Genomic DNA, 16,157 nt, shown 5'->3' on the forward strand with positions numbered 1-16,157 from the left:
TTTTGTTTTTGAATATAGAATTAAAGCTAAGAAATTTAAAAGAAGAGTTCTTAACGATTTATTACACTTCTTTTATCCCATTTAATATCACTAAGGATTCCTGATTTAATACCAATAAAAAATCCCCAGTTGGCATTTTCTCCAAACGGAGACCAATTAAAATCCATTCTCCAACTTAGCAAATCTCTTTCAAAACGAAGTTGTGTAAATGTGACACCTTTTTGAACAAAATCGTATCCTGTTGATATTCCTGCTTTCCATTTTGGGGTCAAATCTGCATTAGCAGAAATCATAATGGAATTGCCAATAATTTGATTTTCTCGATTGTTATTTCCGTAAGTAAGGGAGTAAGCAAAAGTCATATCCCAAGGTAACTTTGCATTAAAAAACTCTGCAATTTTGTCTTCGCCTTCGTCTTCTTCTTCATCATCAAATTGACTTCTTCGGCTGTCTCCCAAGTCTGTATTGGTACCAAACAAGTCATCTTCTCGACCACCATTTCGTTGACTTAATGAATTCTTGTCTTTCTTCTTTTTATCTTTTCCTTGGCTTGATAAAGAATAATTAATGGTCATATTTGAGCTGGTCATTCTAAACAAACTACCGCCATTGTTAATGTTAAAGACATTAATTCTGTTTCCAGAATTATCAATTGCGTATGGATCGAGTGTAGCTCCAAAATTGACGTTCATCTTGTTGTCAAATAAATTCGTTCCGCCACTTACACGAATAGGTGCAAAGGCAAGTGAGGTCACTCCGTCAGCATCTAAATTATATGATGTCGAAAGGTTTAAATTATTCAATAACATGATTTTTTTAGGTTCTAACTTGGTGCTGTCTTTATCAGTTACTTTAGCCTCAAATGTATTGCTCAAATCAAATCCAAGTGTGTTTGCATTATTCAGTCCAGGAGCTCCGTAAAGACCGTTTTCAAAACGAGTGTATTGCTGGCGCATTGTTCCTGATGCATCGGTAGCATAAGTGTCGTAGTATTTTTCAAAGCTTGGAGTATACCCGTATGATACAGAAGGACGCATGACGTGACGTATCGATTTAATTTTTTTATTTTCTCCAAAATTAAAAGTCCCGTAAATTGTAGTGCCAATGCTAGTTGAAAAATTATATGTTCTAAATGCATCGAATTCGTTAACCGTTTTGTCAACTACTTGACTTTGGTCAACATCAAAACTTCTTTCAATTGTTTTAGTAGTCCAAATTTCTTCATAATTTACGGAGCTAGTAGCACTAAAATATTTGAACAATTTAAAGTTGGTGCTTAACGGAATACTGTGTTGAAAACCAACTCTGGCATCGCGGAACATTTGCGGCTTAAAGAATAGCGAGTCGTTAGTCACAATACTATTACGACCGTTTAAGTTGTATTGTAAATTGATGTTTTTAATAAATCCCTTACGAGCTCCATCTTTAGTCGAAAAAGGGTAAATACGATCAACACTCACTTGCAAAGTAGGCAGCGTCATGTTGATCTCTTGCGTTTGTGTGTTTTGCGAATGCGTAGCTGTTAATGACATGCGCAATTGCGGAACCGTATTGAATGTTTTTGAGTAAGATACCGATGAACTTAAAGTATTATTTAAGTTAGAACCAATATTTACTTGATTAATAGATTGTTGAAAATAGCGACTACTTCCTAAGTTTACAGATGCTGAAAAGGTAGAATTCGGATTAGCTTTACTGTCTTTAGCGTGTGACCACTGAATGTTATAAATATTCTGTTTTGAGTAATCAGGGTAACCTCTTTCGCTGGTGATTAAGTTTTCAAAACGAACATTGATGTTTCCTCTGTAGCTGTATCTTTTTGCGTAAGCCGATTCGAAACGCATACCGTAACTACCATTCGTGTAATAATCACCCAGAACGGTCAAATCGTAATTATCGCTCAAGGCAAAATAATAGCCTAGATTTTGTAATGAGAATCCTCGGGTATTGGAGTCGTTATAGCTTGGTAAAATCAAACCCGAAACGCTGTTTTCTTTACTCATCGGAAAAAAAGCGAATGGCAATGCAATAGGAGTGGGTACATTGGCAATAACCATATTTGTTAAGCCTGTGACTACTTTTTTACCAGGAATAAATTTTACTTTATTGGTTTGAAAGTAATATTCAGGATTATCAACATCTTTTGATGTAGTAAAACGTGCTCCTTTTAAAAAGTATACTGAATCATTTTCTTTTTTGGTTACGGCAGCCTTAATTTTAAACTCTCCTTGATCTGATCTTGAATTCCAAATCAATGCTTTTTTTGTTTTAAAATTGAATCGAATCGAGTCGGGTTCCACGACATTGGCACCTTGTTTAAAATTCGGATATTGCGTGTAAGCTCCCGTCGAATCTTTTAATCTACCGGCATAGACTTCGTTTTTTTCGTAGTCCATGATAATTTTTCCCGACTTTAGTTCAACGTCTTCATAATACAATTCGGCTTGATCGTATAAAGTGATTTGTTTTTTCTTTTGATCTATTTTAACGTATTGCTCAGCTTTATAGCGTACTTTTCCATCTAAAAAAGCTTTCTTAGGTTTTAAACTATCTTTTTTTATACTGTCGGTAGCTACTACGACCACTGGTTTTGGAGTAATAACGGGTACAGAAGGATTAGTTGCAGTACTTTTTTTAGTAGGAGCTTGTATAGCGGCTTTCTTTGTGACGATATCTTGCGAATATAATTTACCAGAACCCAGAGAAAGGAATAATGATAATAAAACGATATTAAATAAGTTTGTATGCAACGGTATAAATGCTATTTTTGTAAAATTATGGCCTGTTTTTTGACACGTCAAACTTACATATTATTTTTTGTCAAAAATAGTCAATTAAATAATTTTATAACTGTAGTCTTTTAATAAAATTAACGAATAGCTTTATGCACATTTCTAGTAAAATCAAATTCTTTTTGCCAATATGTCTTGCCTTATTTTCCGTGGTAGGATATGGTCAAACTAATGCTTTTAAAGTCACGCTTGATGCTGGACATGGAGCACATGATTTTGGTGCTGTTTACGAAGGTCGAATTGAAAAAAATATAGCCTTAGCAGTGGTTCTCAAGGTTGGTAAAATTCTAGAAGCTACGCCGCAAATGCAGGTCAATTATACTCGTAAGACAGATGTTTTTATTGATTTGATTGAAAGAGCAAATATTGCCAATCGCGTTAATGCTCATATTTTTGTATCTATTCATTGTAACGCAAATAGAAACACTGTTGCTGATGGTACTGAAACTTATGTAATGGGTTTGAGTAAAGTAGCTTCCAATTTAGAAGCTGCAAAGAAGGAAAACTCGGTAGTAACTTTAGAAAAAGATTACAAAGAAAAATACGAAGGTTTTGATCCGAACTCTCCAGAAACCATGATTGGTATGACCTTGATGCAAGAAGAATATTTAGAAAATAGTATTGCATTGGCCAGTAAAGTCGAAGAAGCTTTTGGTGATTTAGGAAAAAAAATTCGTGGAGAGGGAGTAAAGCAAGCTCCGTTCATGGTTTTGCATAAAGCATACATGCCAAGAGTCCTTATTGAAATGGGATTCATATCAAATACTGTTGAAGGTAATCGACTAAACTCTGAAGAAGGTCAAGATGAAATTGCAAAAGCAATTGCTGGCGCTATTGTAAGTTATAAGAAAGAGTATTTTGGAGAGGGCGAAGTTGAAGCACCTGCTGAGACTCCTTCTGAAAAAATGATTGAAAATAGTAAAAATGAAATGCAATCAGGGACTCCGGTTAACAACGATGCCGCATCTGCATTGCAAACTGTGGCTCCTGTTGCTGCAGCGGTTGTTGTTCCCAAAGTCGTTGCGCCAGTTGTTACACCAGCTTTAGCAGTGACAACTACCAATCCAGGCGTAGTTTTTAAAGTACAACTGATTGCAAGCTCCAAAAAAATTGACTTGTTGGCACAAAACTTCAATGGATTGTCTGATGTATCCGTATTATACGAGGATCGAGTGTACAAATACTTATATGGTAATGCAAATAACTTTGAGGCTGCAAAAAAAGACTTGAAGCAAGCCAAAGAGAAAGGCTATAATTCTTCTTTTTTAATTGCATTTAAACAAGGAAAAAAGATAAACATTCAAGAAGCAATTCAATAATATTGCAACACAATTTCTATTCCCACCCTTATTTTGAAAATTACATTACACCCTTGTCGTATCTTTTTAGTTCTTTTAGCTCTCATTGTTACTGTGCCGATTCTGGCCCAATCAAAAAATAAGTTCGTCATAATTTTAGATGCTGGCCACGGTGGAAAAGACCCTGGGAACTCTTACCACGGTTTTGTAGAGAAAGAAATCGCGCTCAAAACTTCCTTAAAATTGGAGCAATTTTTAAAAAAACACAAAGACATTCAAATTGTCTACACTAGAGAAAGTGATGTTTTTATTCCTCTTAAAGATCGTCCTCGCAAAGCCAATTCCCTTCATGCCAATTTGTTCGTCTCGGTGCATTGCAATTCTGTAACTAATCCTGAGCCATACGGGACAGAAACTTTCGTAATGGGACTATCTAGAAGTAAAGGAAATTTAGAAATTGCTAAACAAGAGAATTCGGTAATATTACTCGAAAAAGATTATAAGAGTGCCTATAAAGGTTTTGATCCAAAAAATCCGCTAGGAATGGTAGGTTTGCAAATGCTTCAAGAAGATTATATGAACAGAAGTATTGCATTGGCATCAAAAATACAGAATAATTTTGTGAAGCAATTAAATCGAAAGTCAAGAGGTATTAAGCAAACTCCTCTATGGGTTTTAGATGCGGTATTTATGCCAAGTGTTTTAATTGAGTTGGGTTTTTTGAGTAACAAAAACGAGGGTTTGTATCTGAATTCAGATGCGGGTCAAAGCCAAATGGCTGAAGCGATCGCAACTGCTATTGTGGATTACAAAAGAGAATATTTTGACGATAGAAGTACTTCTGTAACAAATGATGATAGCAAAAGCGCTGATAAAGAAGTTACGAAAAATGAACGCAATGGTAAAGGAACAAGCTCGAGTAAAAGCACAAGTGAAAATGATAAAGTTTCGTTTTTAGTGCAATTTGCTGCGGGAACAAGAGAATTAAAATTAGTTCCATCAAACTTTAAAGGCTTAAAAGACGTATCTATATTAGCAACTAGTACTAAATTGTTTAATTACAGATACGGTAATACAACAAGTTACGAAATTGCTAAGCAAAACTTAAAGGTCGTACAAGATAAAGGTTACACTTCGGCATACATAATTGCAGTGAAAAATGGCCAAACTATTAGTCTAAAAGAAGCATTGAAATAATTATTACAAGTCGATTTTTTTATATTAAATTTGTACAAAATACAGAAATTTTGAAAATAACTAGAGAAATAAAAGCAGCAGTTCTCGTAATTGCATCGATATTATTGTTTATTTGGGGATATAGTTTTTTAAAAGGCAAAGACCTTTTTGGTAACTATAAAACTTTTTATGTTGAATATAAAAGTGTTGAAGGTTTAGCGAAATCTGCTCCTGTTACACTTAACGGGTTGGTAATTGGAAAGGTTAATGAAATAGCAATTGATGAAAATACAGGCGCTTTGCTGGTAGAATTGCAATTACAAACAGATTTTCCTATTTCGAAATCAAGTGCTGCCATGATTTATGAGCCGGGTTTTATTGGTGGAAAACAAATTGCAATTGTACCTAATTTTAATGACAAGACGTTAGCCGAAGACGGACAACGATTGTTAGCAACTACTAAAATGGGACTAGCAGACAAAGTAGGCGATCAATTAGCTCCTTTACAAGAAAAATTAGAAAAATTGCTTGGCAGCAGTGATAAGCTTATTTCGGGTCTTAATAACGTTTTGGATCAAAAAGGACAGCAAGATTTAAAGCTAACCCTATCGGAAATGAGTCAAACCGTAGCGGAGTTTCACAAGCTTTCTGTTAGTGTGAATGAGTTGCTAAACACCAATAAATCACAGTTAAACGGTGTGGTATCAAACTTTGGTAAAATTTCTAGTAATTTCTCTAAAATTTCGGATTCCTTGGTAAAAGCTGATTTAGGTAAATCGGTTAAAAATTTAAATGCTACTTTGGGTCGTGTTGATGGTATAATGAAAAAGCTTGAAGAAGGTAAAGGCTCTATTGGTAAATTGTTGCAAGATGAAGCTTTTTATAACAACATTAAAGCTTCGACGAAAGAATTAGAATTGTTATTGCAAGACTTACGCTTGTATCCTACACGATATGTAAATATTTCTTTGTTTGGAAAAAAAAACAAGCCTTATACAGGTCCGCAAAATGATTCTATCCCTCAAGACAAAATAAATAAATAATATGAGTTATCTAGACAACATTTTATTTGCCGTTTTATTGGCAGTTGGTTTTGGTTATTTTTTTAATAACGTAAAAAAATTAAGGAGAAACATCAATCTGGGTACAAACGTCGATCGTACCGACAATCCAAAAGCAAGATGGACCAATATGGCGATGATTGCTCTTGGGCAATCAAAAATGGTAAAGCGTCCTATTGCAGGAATCTTGCATATCATTGTTTATGTAGGTTTTGTGATTATCAATATTGAGTTACTCGAAATTATTATCGATGGCCTTTTTGGTACGCACAGAGTTTTTGCTTTTATCGGTGTTACTTACGATGTTTTAATTGCTTCGTTTGAAATTTTAGCAGGTTTGGTGCTTTTTGCGGTTTTTGCATTTTGGACAAGAAGAAACGTGATAAAGTTGAAACGTTTTGTTAGCAGCGATCTTAAAGGTTGGCCAAAAAACGATGCTAATTACATCTTGTATTTTGAGGTGGTATTGATGACGCTATTTTTGTTAATGAACGCAACTGACTTACACTTACAAAATGTGCCAGGTGGCTATTCGCATTTTATCAAAGCAGGATCCTTCCCGATAAGTCAGTTTATTGCTCCAATGTTTAATGGCGTTTCTAATGAGTTAGTAATGTTGCTTTCGGAGTTATTCTGGTGGTTGCACATTGTGGGTATTTTGATTTTTATGAACTATCTGTACTACTCAAAGCATTTGCATATTTTGCTTGCGTTTCCTAATACCTATTTTGCTAATTTGAATCCGCAAGGCGAGTTTGATAACTTAGCTTCGGTGACTAAAGAGGTGAAGTTAATGATGGATCCAAATGCTGATCCTTTTGCAGCAGCACCAGTTGATGAGAATGCGGTTCAGAGTAAATTTGGAGCTAGTGATGTTCAAGATTTGAATTGGGTGCAACTTTTAAATGCCTACACCTGTACTGAATGTGGACGTTGCACATCATCGTGCCCTGCGAATATTACTGGAAAGAAATTGTCTCCTCGTAAAATTATGATGGATACAAGAGATCGTTTAGAAGAAGTAGGTCGAAACATTGATGCAAACAAAGGAATTTTTATTCCAGATAACAAAACATTATTAAACGATTACATCACCCCTGAGGAATTGTGGGCATGTACTTCATGTAATGCGTGTGTCGAAGAATGTCCAGTAAACATAAGTCCTTTATCTATTATTTTAGATATGCGTCGTTACTTGGTTATGGAACAAAGTGCTGCACCAATGCCTCTAAACGCTATGATGACTAACATTGAAAACAATGGTGCACCATGGCAGTACAATCAACAAGACCGTTTGAACTGGAAAAACGAGTAGTTTTTTTGGCGAAAGCAAAAATAAATTGAGTTCAAATTATACCATAACACTATCAATATATAGAGTATGTCAGAAAATTTAATAGTGCCTACAATGGCCGAAATGTTGGCCCAAGGAAAACAACCAGAGGTTTTGTTTTGGGTAGGTTGTGCAGGAAGTTTTGATGATAGAGCTAAAAAAATAACTAAAGCTTTTGTACGTATTTTAAACCGTGCTAAAGTAGAATTTGCAGTGCTTGGTACGGAAGAAAGCTGTACTGGTGATCCAGCAAAAAGAGCCGGTAATGAGTTTTTGTTTCAAATGCAAGCCATGATGAACATCGAGGTTTTAAATGCCTATGAAGCCAAAAAAATTGTTACGGCTTGTCCGCATTGTTTTAATACCCTTAAAAATGAGTATCCTGAATTAGGTGGTCAATATGAAGTAATTCATCATACTGAATTTTTAAAATCATTGCTTGACGATGGAAGATTGACAATTGAAGGTGGTCAATTTAAAGGAAAACGTATTACTTTTCATGATCCTTGTTATTTAGGTCGTGCCAATAATGTGTACGAAGCACCAAGAGAGTTAATTTCTAAATTGGATGCTGCATTGGTGGAAATGAAACGCTCCAAAGCAAACGGATTGTGTTGTGGTGCAGGTGGAGCGCAAATGTTCAAAGATGCCGAAAACGGAAATAAAGAGGTAAATATCGAGCGAACTGAAGATGCACTTGAGACACAACCCGAAATTATTGCTGCAGGTTGTCCGTTTTGTAACACGATGATGACTGACGGAATTAAGAACAAAGAAAAAGAAGGTGAGGTAAAAGTGATGGACATTGCGGAGCTTATTGCTAACGCACAAGATCTATAAAATGAAGAAACTAGTTCTTTTAGCTTTTTTCATATTCTCAACTACTATGTTTTCTCAAGATGTTTATGACACGATGGGAAAAGAAACTTGTGAATGTATCACCAAGAAAAAAAATGATTTCAGTACAATATCCAAAAATGAGTTACAATTGCAAGTTGGTCTTTGCATGATTCAAAGTTATTCTTTACATAGTTCAGAATTTAGTGAAGGAGAAAAGATCAGCTTAGACGATAAGGCTGCAATGGAGCGATTGGGAGAAAAAGTAGCGATGAAAATGTTAGATAGTTGCCCTGAAATTATATTAGAGATGGGTAAAGTAGCTACAAGAACTGAGCAAGATCAAGTAGAAGATAAATCGAATCTTTTTGTTATTGGGCAGGTTACTGCGATTACAAAAGAGCAATTTTTGACTATTCAACTTAAAGATAAAAACGGAAGAAGCTATAGCTTTTTAGTTCTTAATTATTTTGATACAGCTTCAATATTAACAAACAATGAATTGAAAGTTAAAAATGAAGTAAAAATCGGTTACAGCGAAGTAGAACTTTTAGATGTGAAAACAAATGAATTTCGCTATTTTAAAATTATAAACAATATAGAAAAACAGTAAATCATTCTGTATCTATCATAAAAACAATAACTATGTACGTTCCTTTTGAAAATTTACCTGAAGAATCTCGCATTTGGATTTACCAATCTAATAGAAAGTTTTCAGACGCGGAATTTGCTGAAATTGAAACAGCAGTTCAATCTTTCTTAAACGAATGGGCTGCACATGGTACAAGTCTTGAAGCATCTTATCAATTAAAGTACAATAGGTTTATCATTCTTGCAGTAAATCAAGACGTTCAAATGGCTACAGGCTGTTCTATTGACGCCTCAGTTGAATTCATTCAAAGTCTTGAAAAAAAATATTCGGTTGATTTGTTAGACAAAATGAACGTAACTTTTAAACTGGGCGAGCACATTGCTCACAAACCATTGCTTGATTTTAAAAAAATGGTTAAAGATAAAGCCGTTACCGAGAATACTATTGTGTTTAATAATTTGGTTAATAACGTACAAGAATTCAATGAATCTTGGGAGGTAGCTGCTGCCGATAGCTGGCACAGTCGTTTCTTTTAACTTTAATTATTACAACAATTTTTAATCTCAATTTGATTTTAACAAAATTAAATTAGAAGCTATATACAGCAGCGTTCTATTATATAAAATAGAAGTTGCTGTTTTTTTTATTTTTGATTATTCCATTTTTTGAACTTTAACTGGCTAGTTTTTTAAGTTATCAAATTGTAATTTTTCCTTTTTTTAAGAGCTATTTAGTACTTTAAATTAAGCTTGCCATTTCAAATTTTAGTACATTCGTAGCATTAAATTACATACATGAAAATTGCAATTGTTTGTTATCCTACTTTTGGAGGTAGCGGTGTTGTCGCAACAGAGCTTGGTTTAGAATTGGCACGTCGTGGCCATGAAATTCATTTTATTACATATAGGCAACCGGTTCGATTGGCTCTTTTAAGTCCAAATGTGCATTACCACGAAGTAAATGTTCCTGAATATCCTTTGTTTCATTACCAACCTTATGAATTAGCGCTTTCGAGCAAATTGGTAGATATGGTAAAATTGTACAACATAGAATTATTGCATGTACATTATGCCATTCCGCATGCCTACGCAGGATACATGGCCAAGCAAATGCTAAAAGATGAAGGGATTAATATTCCTATGGTTACCACTTTGCACGGTACCGATATTACTTTGGTAGGAAATCACCCTTTTTACAAGCCAGCTGTTACTTTTAGCATCAATAAATCAGATGTGGTTACTTCTGTTTCTCAAAGTTTAAAAGAGGATACTTTGAAACTTTTTAATATAAAAAATGAGATTGAAGTTATCCCGAACTTTATTGAGCTTGAAAAAACAGTTAAAGAAGGAGGTTTGCCTTGCCAACGTTCAGTAATGGCAAATACAAATGAACGCATCATAACACACATTAGTAATTTTAGAAAAGTAAAACGAATTCCTGATGTAGTTCAGGTTTTTTATAATATTCAAAAAGAAATTCCTGCCAAATTGATGATGGTAGGTGATGGACCTGAAAAAGAAAAAGCCGAGCAATTGTGCCAAGAATTAGGTATAATGGATAAAGTAATCTTTTTTGGAAACAGTAATGAAATTGATAAAATTTTGTGTTTTACTGATTTGTTTTTGTTGCCTTCGCAAACCGAAAGTTTTGGTTTAGCTGCACTTGAGGCAATGGCCTGCAGTGTGCCTGTGATTTCAAGTAACTCGGGAGGATTACCAGAAGTGAATTTTGAGGGTATTTCTGGATTCTTAAGTGATGTTGGTAATACTGAAGAAATGGCTCAAAATGCCTTGAAAATTCTTAAAGATGATGCTACTTTGGCAAGTTTTAAGGCCAATGCATTTCAAGTGGCACAGCAGTTTGATATTAAGAATATTTTACCTTTGTACGAAGCGCTTTACGAAAAAGCCATTCAAAAATACAAGTAATACAAAACCAAGATTTATGAAAAGATTAGTAGGCTCATTTATCGCAGTAGTTCTTTTTTCTTGTGGTACTACAAATACAAAAAATCAAAGTTCTAATTCGCTTTACGAAATTTTAACTCAACAAAGTAACGGTGGTGCTGCCATTCGTTTTTTTGAAATTTTAACTGCTCCCAATGAAATTGCGATGTTACAAAACGATGAGCTGTTAAAAAACAAAGTTACTGCTGCTGATGTACAACGTGCAAATTTTGTAATTTTAAACCTTGGTGAAAAATCTAGTGGTGGTTATTCTATTGGAGTTGAAAACGTGGTTGAAACAGATACAAATATTATTGTAACTGTAAAAGAGCGAGCTCCAGAACCAGGAAGTATGGTGACACAATCAATTTCAAATCCGTTTTGTGTTTTGAAAATTAATTCAAAAAAACCAATTCTTTTTAAATAACAAAAAGGCCATTCTAAATTTAGAATGGCCTTTTTTTTTGTCAATTATTGATTAAAATCTGTAGCGAATACTCAAAGCTAAATCAGGACCAAAATTATCCGTTCTATATCCATCAGAGTTAAAATATAATTCTGGACGGATGTCAAGTGCTAATTGAATTGGAGCTTCTTCAAAATTGTACTCAATTCCTAAGTCACCTGCTGCAAATAAGAAAGTACCGCTATCATCAATTCTGTTGTTACTCCAAGATCCAAGTCCACCACCAACACCAGCGTACCAATTGAATCCACCGTCAATATTCCATACCCATTGGTAAAGTCCAGCAACTTTAAAAGCATCAAAATTATCATTGTTTCTAAACCCCAAATCTAACTCTAATCTATTATTGTCTCCTAAGCCTCTTTGGTATGAGATTTCTCCACCAAAACCATCATTATCACCCAAACGTAGACCTAAAGCATTTTTAGATATGTCTTGTGCTTGAGCAGTAAATGCTAACCCCATTAGCATAATCGCTGATAAAATAATCTTTTTCATAAATTGTTTCTTTTTTGTTTTTACAAAGATAGATCATAAGTTGGCGGATGCTTTATATCATTTTTGATATTTCTTATATAATCTAATGTAGTCGTTTTAAAATCTCAAATCTTCACTTTACAACTATTTTTTATTAATTTTCAGTTTTTGTCGGATACAGGTTGTAATAGAATTCGGGACTTCTTATTACTCTTTTTGATTTTGTAAAGTCCCTTTTCATTAATTTTTACAACAATAAATGTCCTCTTTGGTCTAAAACTTTAAACACTAAACTTTTGAACTTTAAAGTAAAATGGTACTTTTGTTAAAAACTAACTACAATGGCAGGGAATAGCTACGGAACCTTATTTAAATTAACAACTTTTGGAGAATCTCATGGTGAAGCGTTAGGAGGTATTATCGATGGATGCCCCCCAGGAATTACCATTGATCTTGAAGCAATTCAAGCTGAAATGGCGCGCAGAAAACCAGGACAATCAGCAATTGTCACTCAGCGAAAAGAGCCAGATGATGTACAGTTTTTATCGGGTCTTTTTGAAGGTAAAACTACGGGCACACCAATTGGTTTTATTATTCCCAATACCAATCAAAAATCAGATGATTATTCACATATAAAGGATAATTACCGCCCGAGTCATGCGGATTATGTTTACGATCAAAAATATGGTTTTCGTGATTATCGCGGTGGCGGCAGAAGTTCAGCTCGTGAAACGGCTAGTAGAGTAGTTGCAGGAGCTATTGCAAAACAAATGCTTCCTGAAATTAAAATCCACGCTTTTGTTTCTGCAGTTGGACCAATAACGTTAGATATTCCGTATCAAGAATTAGATTTTAATTCGATTGAAGATAATCCAGTTCGTTGCCCAGATGCGTCGACTGCTGCCGATATGGAAGCTTACATCAAGGACATACGCAAGCAAGGTGATACCGTAGGAGGTGTGGTTACTTGTGTTATTAAAAACGTTCCAGTAGGTTTAGGAGAACCAGTTTTTGATAAACTACATGCTGAATTAGGTAAAGCAATGTTATCAATCAATGCCGTAAAAGGTTTTGAATATGGGAGTGGTTTTGAAGGTGCTAAAATGAAGGGCAGTGAGCACAACGACTTATATCACGCTGATGGTACTACCAAGACCAATCGTTCAGGCGGAATTCAGGGCGGAATTAGTAACGGAATGGATATTTACTTTAATGTAGCTTTCAAACCTGTAGCAACGATCATGCAAAAACAAGAATCTTTGGATAACAAAGGAGAAATCACAGAGATGACAGGTAAAGGCCGTCATGACCCTTGTGTGGTACCTCGTGCAGTTCCAATTGTTGAAGCAATGGCGGCAATAGTTATTGCTGATTTTTATTTGATAAATAAAATATATTAAACCTATTTTTACAGTTAATTTAAGCTTCGTTACATTTATTAATATTTAAATGGTCGAGCATAAAACATTGTTATTTTTATAAATTTTAAAACTTTTTAATGGACAATACAACCACAAAAAAAGCATCTTTTTTTTCAGGATTGACAGGACAAATTTTGGTAGCCATGATGCTTGGAGCCATTTTAGGAATTGTTATTCATAATAATATTGATGCAGAATCTGCTCAAGCTTTTAGTACTAAAATTAAAATTTTAGCAACTGTTTTTATTCGCTTGGTGCAAATGATTATCTCGCCATTAGTCTTCACAACGCTAGTTGTTGGAATTGCTAAATTAGGCGATATCAAAGCGGTTGGTCGCATTGGTGGTAAAGCTATGGGATGGTTTTTTACGGCTTCATTCATATCTTTATTGCTAGGGATGTTTTTTGTAAACATTCTTGAGCCTGGTGTTGGTTTAAATTTATCAAATGTTGAATTAGGCTCTGTTGCAGAGGTTACAGCAAAAACACAAAACATTTCATTTGAAAATTTTATTGAGCATATTGTTCCCAAAAGTATTTTCGAAGCAATGGCAACGAATGAGATTTTACAAATTGTAATCTTTTCTATTTTCTTTGGTTTAGCTGCAGCGTCTCTTGGTGATTACGTAAAGCCAGTAATTAACGCGCTTGATAAAACCTCGCACATAGTTTTAAAAATGGTTAATTATGTGATGAAATTTGCTCCAATTGGTGTATTTGGTGCTATTGCAGGCGTGTTTGCAGTGCGTGATTTTCAGGAATTAGCAATTACTTATTTTAAGTTTTTTGGATCGTTTCTAATTGGGATTTCTTCTTTATGGGTAGTTTTAATTGCTGTTGGTTTTATCTTTCTAAAAAGCAGAATGTCAGTTTTGCTTAAACGAATTGTAAGTCCTTTAATTATTGCTTTTGGTACAACAAGTAGCGAAGCTGTTTTTCCTAAATTGACCGAAGAATTAGAACGTTTTGGGGTTAAAGACAGAATCGTATCTTTTATGTTGCCATTAGGGTACTCATTCAACCTTGATGGAAGTATGATGTATATGACTTTTGCAAGTATTTTTATTGCACAAGCTTACGGAATAGATTTAGATTTAGGTACACAAATGACTATGTTGTTAGTGCTAATGCTTACCAGTAAAGGTATTGCAGGAGTTCCAAGAGCTAGTTTGGTAGTGGTAGCAGCAACTTGTGGTATGTTTGATATTCCAATTGAAGGAATAGCTTTGATTTTGCCAATTGACCACTTTTGTGATATGTTTCGAAGTGCTACTAATGTTTTAGGGAATGCACTTGCAACTTCTGTGGTAGGTAAATGGGAAGCTGATGGAGAGGTAGAAGAAGTATTAGAAGCTTAAAAAAAATAAAATATTTTTTCAAGTTCAGTTTATAGCAATAAAAAAGCTCCGATTTTAATCGGAGCTTTTTTATATCGAATAAAAATTAATTACGCTTTTCTCTCCATCAATGCCATGTAGAATCCGTCAAATCCAGATTCAGAAGCTAAAATTTTGTGTTCTTTTACAAAGGTAAATTGCTTTCCAATTTCGGTAGTTAAAAAACGTTTTACTTGCTCTTGATTTTCTGATGGTAATATAGAGCAAGTGGCATAAACAAGTTTCCCACCTGGTTTTACAATTTTTGAATAGCTTTCCAAAACTTCCGATTGTACTTTGCGAATGTTATCAATAAATTCGGGTTTAAGTTTCCATTTTGCATCCGGGTTTCTTTTTAAAACGCCTAAACCACTGCAAGGTGCATCAATTAATACACGATCTGCTCTTTCGTGAAGTTTTTTAATCACTTTTGTCGAATCGATAATGCGGTATTCAATATTGAACGCTCCGTCTCTTTTCGCTCTAATTTTCAATTGCTTTAATTTACTTTCGTACAAGTCCATTGCAATTAATTGCCCTTTGTTTTCCATCAAAGAGGCAATGTGTAATGTTTTTCCGCCGGCACCAGCACAAGTATCAACAACACGCATTCCTGGCTTCACATCTAAAAAGGCTGCTACAAGTTGTGAATTGGCATCTTGAACCTCAAAAAAACCTTGCTTGAAAGCATCTGTTAAAAATACATTTGCTCTCTCTTTTAAAACTAAAGCATCAGGTTGTGCCTTTAAGGTTTCAGTTTCAATGTTCAAGTCCATCAAAATAGCACGTAATGCTTCACGAGTAGTTTTTAGTGTGTTTACACGTAAAATAACACGAGCAGGTTGGTTTTGTGCTGCAATTTCAGTAGCCCAAACTTTTTCACCAAGTTCTTTTACGCCCAATTCGTCCATCCAATCTGGAATAGATTCTTTAATTGCACGAACTTTTGATAATTCATCAAAACGACCTTTAATTTTTCTTTCTGGTGTTCCTTCTAATTGGCGCCAATCAGGAATAGGATAACCTCTTAAAACTGCCCATACAGAGAACATTCTCCATAAGTTGTCTCTGTCAAAAGGCTCTTTAACCTCTGCGATTTCAGAGTATAATCGTTTCCAACGAACGATTTCGTATATTGTTTCAGCGACAAATTTTCTGTCTGAACTGCCCCATCTTTTGTCTTTTTTAAGGGATCGGGCTACTACTTTATCAGCATATTCGCCTTCGTTAAAAATAGCATTTAAGGCGTCTATTGTAGTGTAAACTAAATTTCTGTGTAATCTCATTTTAAATAATTGAGGTGCAAAGGTACTATTTATTGACTTTAATGTATTGTTTTTAAATACCGATTATTGTATTTTAATTTTTATCCAAAAAAAAAC

The 16,157-nt window shown here is 34.5% G+C and carries 14 protein-coding genes; 11 read left to right on the plus strand and 3 right to left on the minus strand.

Going from position 1 to position 16,157, the window contains the following annotated elements; all coding sequences use genetic code 11:
- Positions 1 to 50: 50 nt before the first annotated feature.
- The gene (locus tag L1S34_RS06905) at positions 51 to 2,801 is read right to left on the minus strand and encodes a putative LPS assembly protein LptD (protein WP_236363383.1); all 2,751 of its coding nucleotides are present in this window, start codon (positions 2,799 to 2,801) and stop codon (positions 51 to 53) included.
- An 83-nt stretch (positions 2,802 to 2,884) separates the two neighbouring features.
- Between L1S34_RS06905 and L1S34_RS06910 the strand changes: the two genes are divergently transcribed.
- The 9 genes from L1S34_RS06910 (at position 2,885) to L1S34_RS06950 (ending at position 11,462) form a co-directional block, all read left to right on the plus strand.
- Positions 2,885 to 4,111 carry an N-acetylmuramoyl-L-alanine amidase family protein gene (locus L1S34_RS06910; RefSeq protein WP_236363384.1) on the plus strand — a complete coding sequence of 409 codons (1,227 nt, stop codon included), beginning with the start codon at positions 2,885 to 2,887 and terminating at the stop codon, positions 4,109 to 4,111.
- 33 nt (positions 4,112 to 4,144) lie between these two features.
- On the plus strand, positions 4,145 to 5,287 hold the full coding sequence (locus L1S34_RS06915; RefSeq protein ID WP_236363385.1) for an N-acetylmuramoyl-L-alanine amidase family protein: 1,143 nt from the start codon (positions 4,145 to 4,147) through the stop codon (positions 5,285 to 5,287).
- Positions 5,288 to 5,337: 50 nt separating this feature from the next.
- Entirely contained in the window at positions 5,338 to 6,309 is a 972-nt protein-coding gene (locus L1S34_RS06920) for an MlaD family protein (RefSeq protein WP_236363386.1), read from the plus strand.
- A 1-nt stretch (position 6,310) separates the two neighbouring features.
- Positions 6,311 to 7,642, plus strand: coding sequence for a (Fe-S)-binding protein (locus L1S34_RS06925; RefSeq protein ID WP_236363387.1), 1,332 nt, complete (start codon positions 6,311 to 6,313; stop codon positions 7,640 to 7,642).
- 66 nt (positions 7,643 to 7,708) lie between these two features.
- Positions 7,709 to 8,500 (plus strand): (Fe-S)-binding protein, encoded by a 792-nt coding sequence (locus L1S34_RS06930; RefSeq protein ID WP_166135353.1) that lies wholly within the window; start codon positions 7,709 to 7,711, stop codon positions 8,498 to 8,500.
- A 1-nt stretch (position 8,501) separates the two neighbouring features.
- On the plus strand, positions 8,502 to 9,110 hold the full coding sequence (locus L1S34_RS06935; RefSeq protein WP_236363388.1) for a hypothetical protein: 609 nt from the start codon (positions 8,502 to 8,504) through the stop codon (positions 9,108 to 9,110).
- A gap of 32 nt (positions 9,111 to 9,142) precedes the next feature.
- On the plus strand, positions 9,143 to 9,625 hold the full coding sequence (locus L1S34_RS06940) for an ABC transporter ATPase (protein ID WP_236363389.1): 483 nt from the start codon (positions 9,143 to 9,145) through the stop codon (positions 9,623 to 9,625).
- 258 nt (positions 9,626 to 9,883) lie between these two features.
- Entirely contained in the window at positions 9,884 to 11,017 is a 1,134-nt protein-coding gene (bshA, locus tag L1S34_RS06945; protein ID WP_236363390.1) for an N-acetyl-alpha-D-glucosaminyl L-malate synthase BshA, read from the plus strand.
- Positions 11,018 to 11,033: 16 nt separating this feature from the next.
- On the plus strand, positions 11,034 to 11,462 hold the full coding sequence (locus L1S34_RS06950) for a protease complex subunit PrcB family protein (protein ID WP_236363391.1): 429 nt from the start codon (positions 11,034 to 11,036) through the stop codon (positions 11,460 to 11,462).
- Positions 11,463 to 11,513: 51 nt separating this feature from the next.
- Here L1S34_RS06950 and L1S34_RS06955 read toward each other — a convergent pair whose 3' ends face one another.
- The gene (locus tag L1S34_RS06955) at positions 11,514 to 11,999 is read right to left on the minus strand and encodes a hypothetical protein (protein WP_166135365.1); all 486 of its coding nucleotides are present in this window, start codon (positions 11,997 to 11,999) and stop codon (positions 11,514 to 11,516) included.
- 320 nt (positions 12,000 to 12,319) lie between these two features.
- Between L1S34_RS06955 and aroC the strand changes: the two genes are divergently transcribed.
- Both aroC and L1S34_RS06965 read left to right on the plus strand, forming a co-directional pair.
- Positions 12,320 to 13,378 (plus strand): chorismate synthase, encoded by a 1,059-nt coding sequence (gene aroC / locus L1S34_RS06960; protein ID WP_236363392.1) that lies wholly within the window; start codon positions 12,320 to 12,322, stop codon positions 13,376 to 13,378.
- 98 nt (positions 13,379 to 13,476) lie between these two features.
- Positions 13,477 to 14,757, plus strand: coding sequence for a dicarboxylate/amino acid:cation symporter (locus L1S34_RS06965; RefSeq protein ID WP_236363393.1), 1,281 nt, complete (start codon positions 13,477 to 13,479; stop codon positions 14,755 to 14,757).
- A gap of 89 nt (positions 14,758 to 14,846) precedes the next feature.
- On the opposite strand, the gene L1S34_RS06970 is transcribed toward L1S34_RS06965, so the two are convergent.
- Positions 14,847 to 16,061, minus strand: coding sequence for an RsmB/NOP family class I SAM-dependent RNA methyltransferase (locus L1S34_RS06970; RefSeq protein ID WP_236363394.1), 1,215 nt, complete (start codon positions 16,059 to 16,061; stop codon positions 14,847 to 14,849).
- Positions 16,062 to 16,157 lie beyond the last annotated feature (96 nt).

The sequence above is a fragment of the Flavobacterium sp. K77 genome (assembly GCF_021608205.1).
GTDB classification, from domain to species: Bacteria; Bacteroidota; Bacteroidia; order Flavobacteriales; family Flavobacteriaceae; genus Flavobacterium; species Flavobacterium turcicum.

Excerpts from the sequence above, each read along its gene's own strand:
- L1S34_RS06930 (WP_166135353.1), top strand. The coding sequence starts at position 7,709 with ATGTCAGAAAATTTAATAGTGCCTACAATGGCCGAAATGTTGGCCCAA.
- L1S34_RS06965 (WP_236363393.1), top strand. The coding sequence starts at position 13,477 with ATGGACAATACAACCACAAAAAAAGCATCTTTTTTTTCAGGATTGACA.
- L1S34_RS06935 (WP_236363388.1), top strand. The coding sequence starts at position 8,502 with ATGAAGAAACTAGTTCTTTTAGCTTTTTTCATATTCTCAACTACTATG.
- L1S34_RS06955 (WP_166135365.1), bottom strand. The coding sequence starts at position 11,999 with ATGAAAAAGATTATTTTATCAGCGATTATGCTAATGGGGTTAGCATTT.
- aroC (WP_236363392.1), top strand. The coding sequence starts at position 12,320 with ATGGCAGGGAATAGCTACGGAACCTTATTTAAATTAACAACTTTTGGA.
- L1S34_RS06950 (WP_236363391.1), top strand. The coding sequence starts at position 11,034 with ATGAAAAGATTAGTAGGCTCATTTATCGCAGTAGTTCTTTTTTCTTGT.
- L1S34_RS06925 (WP_236363387.1), top strand. The coding sequence starts at position 6,311 with ATGAGTTATCTAGACAACATTTTATTTGCCGTTTTATTGGCAGTTGGT.
- L1S34_RS06940 (WP_236363389.1), top strand. The coding sequence starts at position 9,143 with ATGTACGTTCCTTTTGAAAATTTACCTGAAGAATCTCGCATTTGGATT.
- L1S34_RS06970 (WP_236363394.1), bottom strand. The coding sequence starts at position 16,061 with ATGAGATTACACAGAAATTTAGTTTACACTACAATAGACGCCTTAAAT.
- bshA (WP_236363390.1), top strand. The coding sequence starts at position 9,884 with ATGAAAATTGCAATTGTTTGTTATCCTACTTTTGGAGGTAGCGGTGTT.
- L1S34_RS06910 (WP_236363384.1), top strand. The coding sequence starts at position 2,885 with ATGCACATTTCTAGTAAAATCAAATTCTTTTTGCCAATATGTCTTGCC.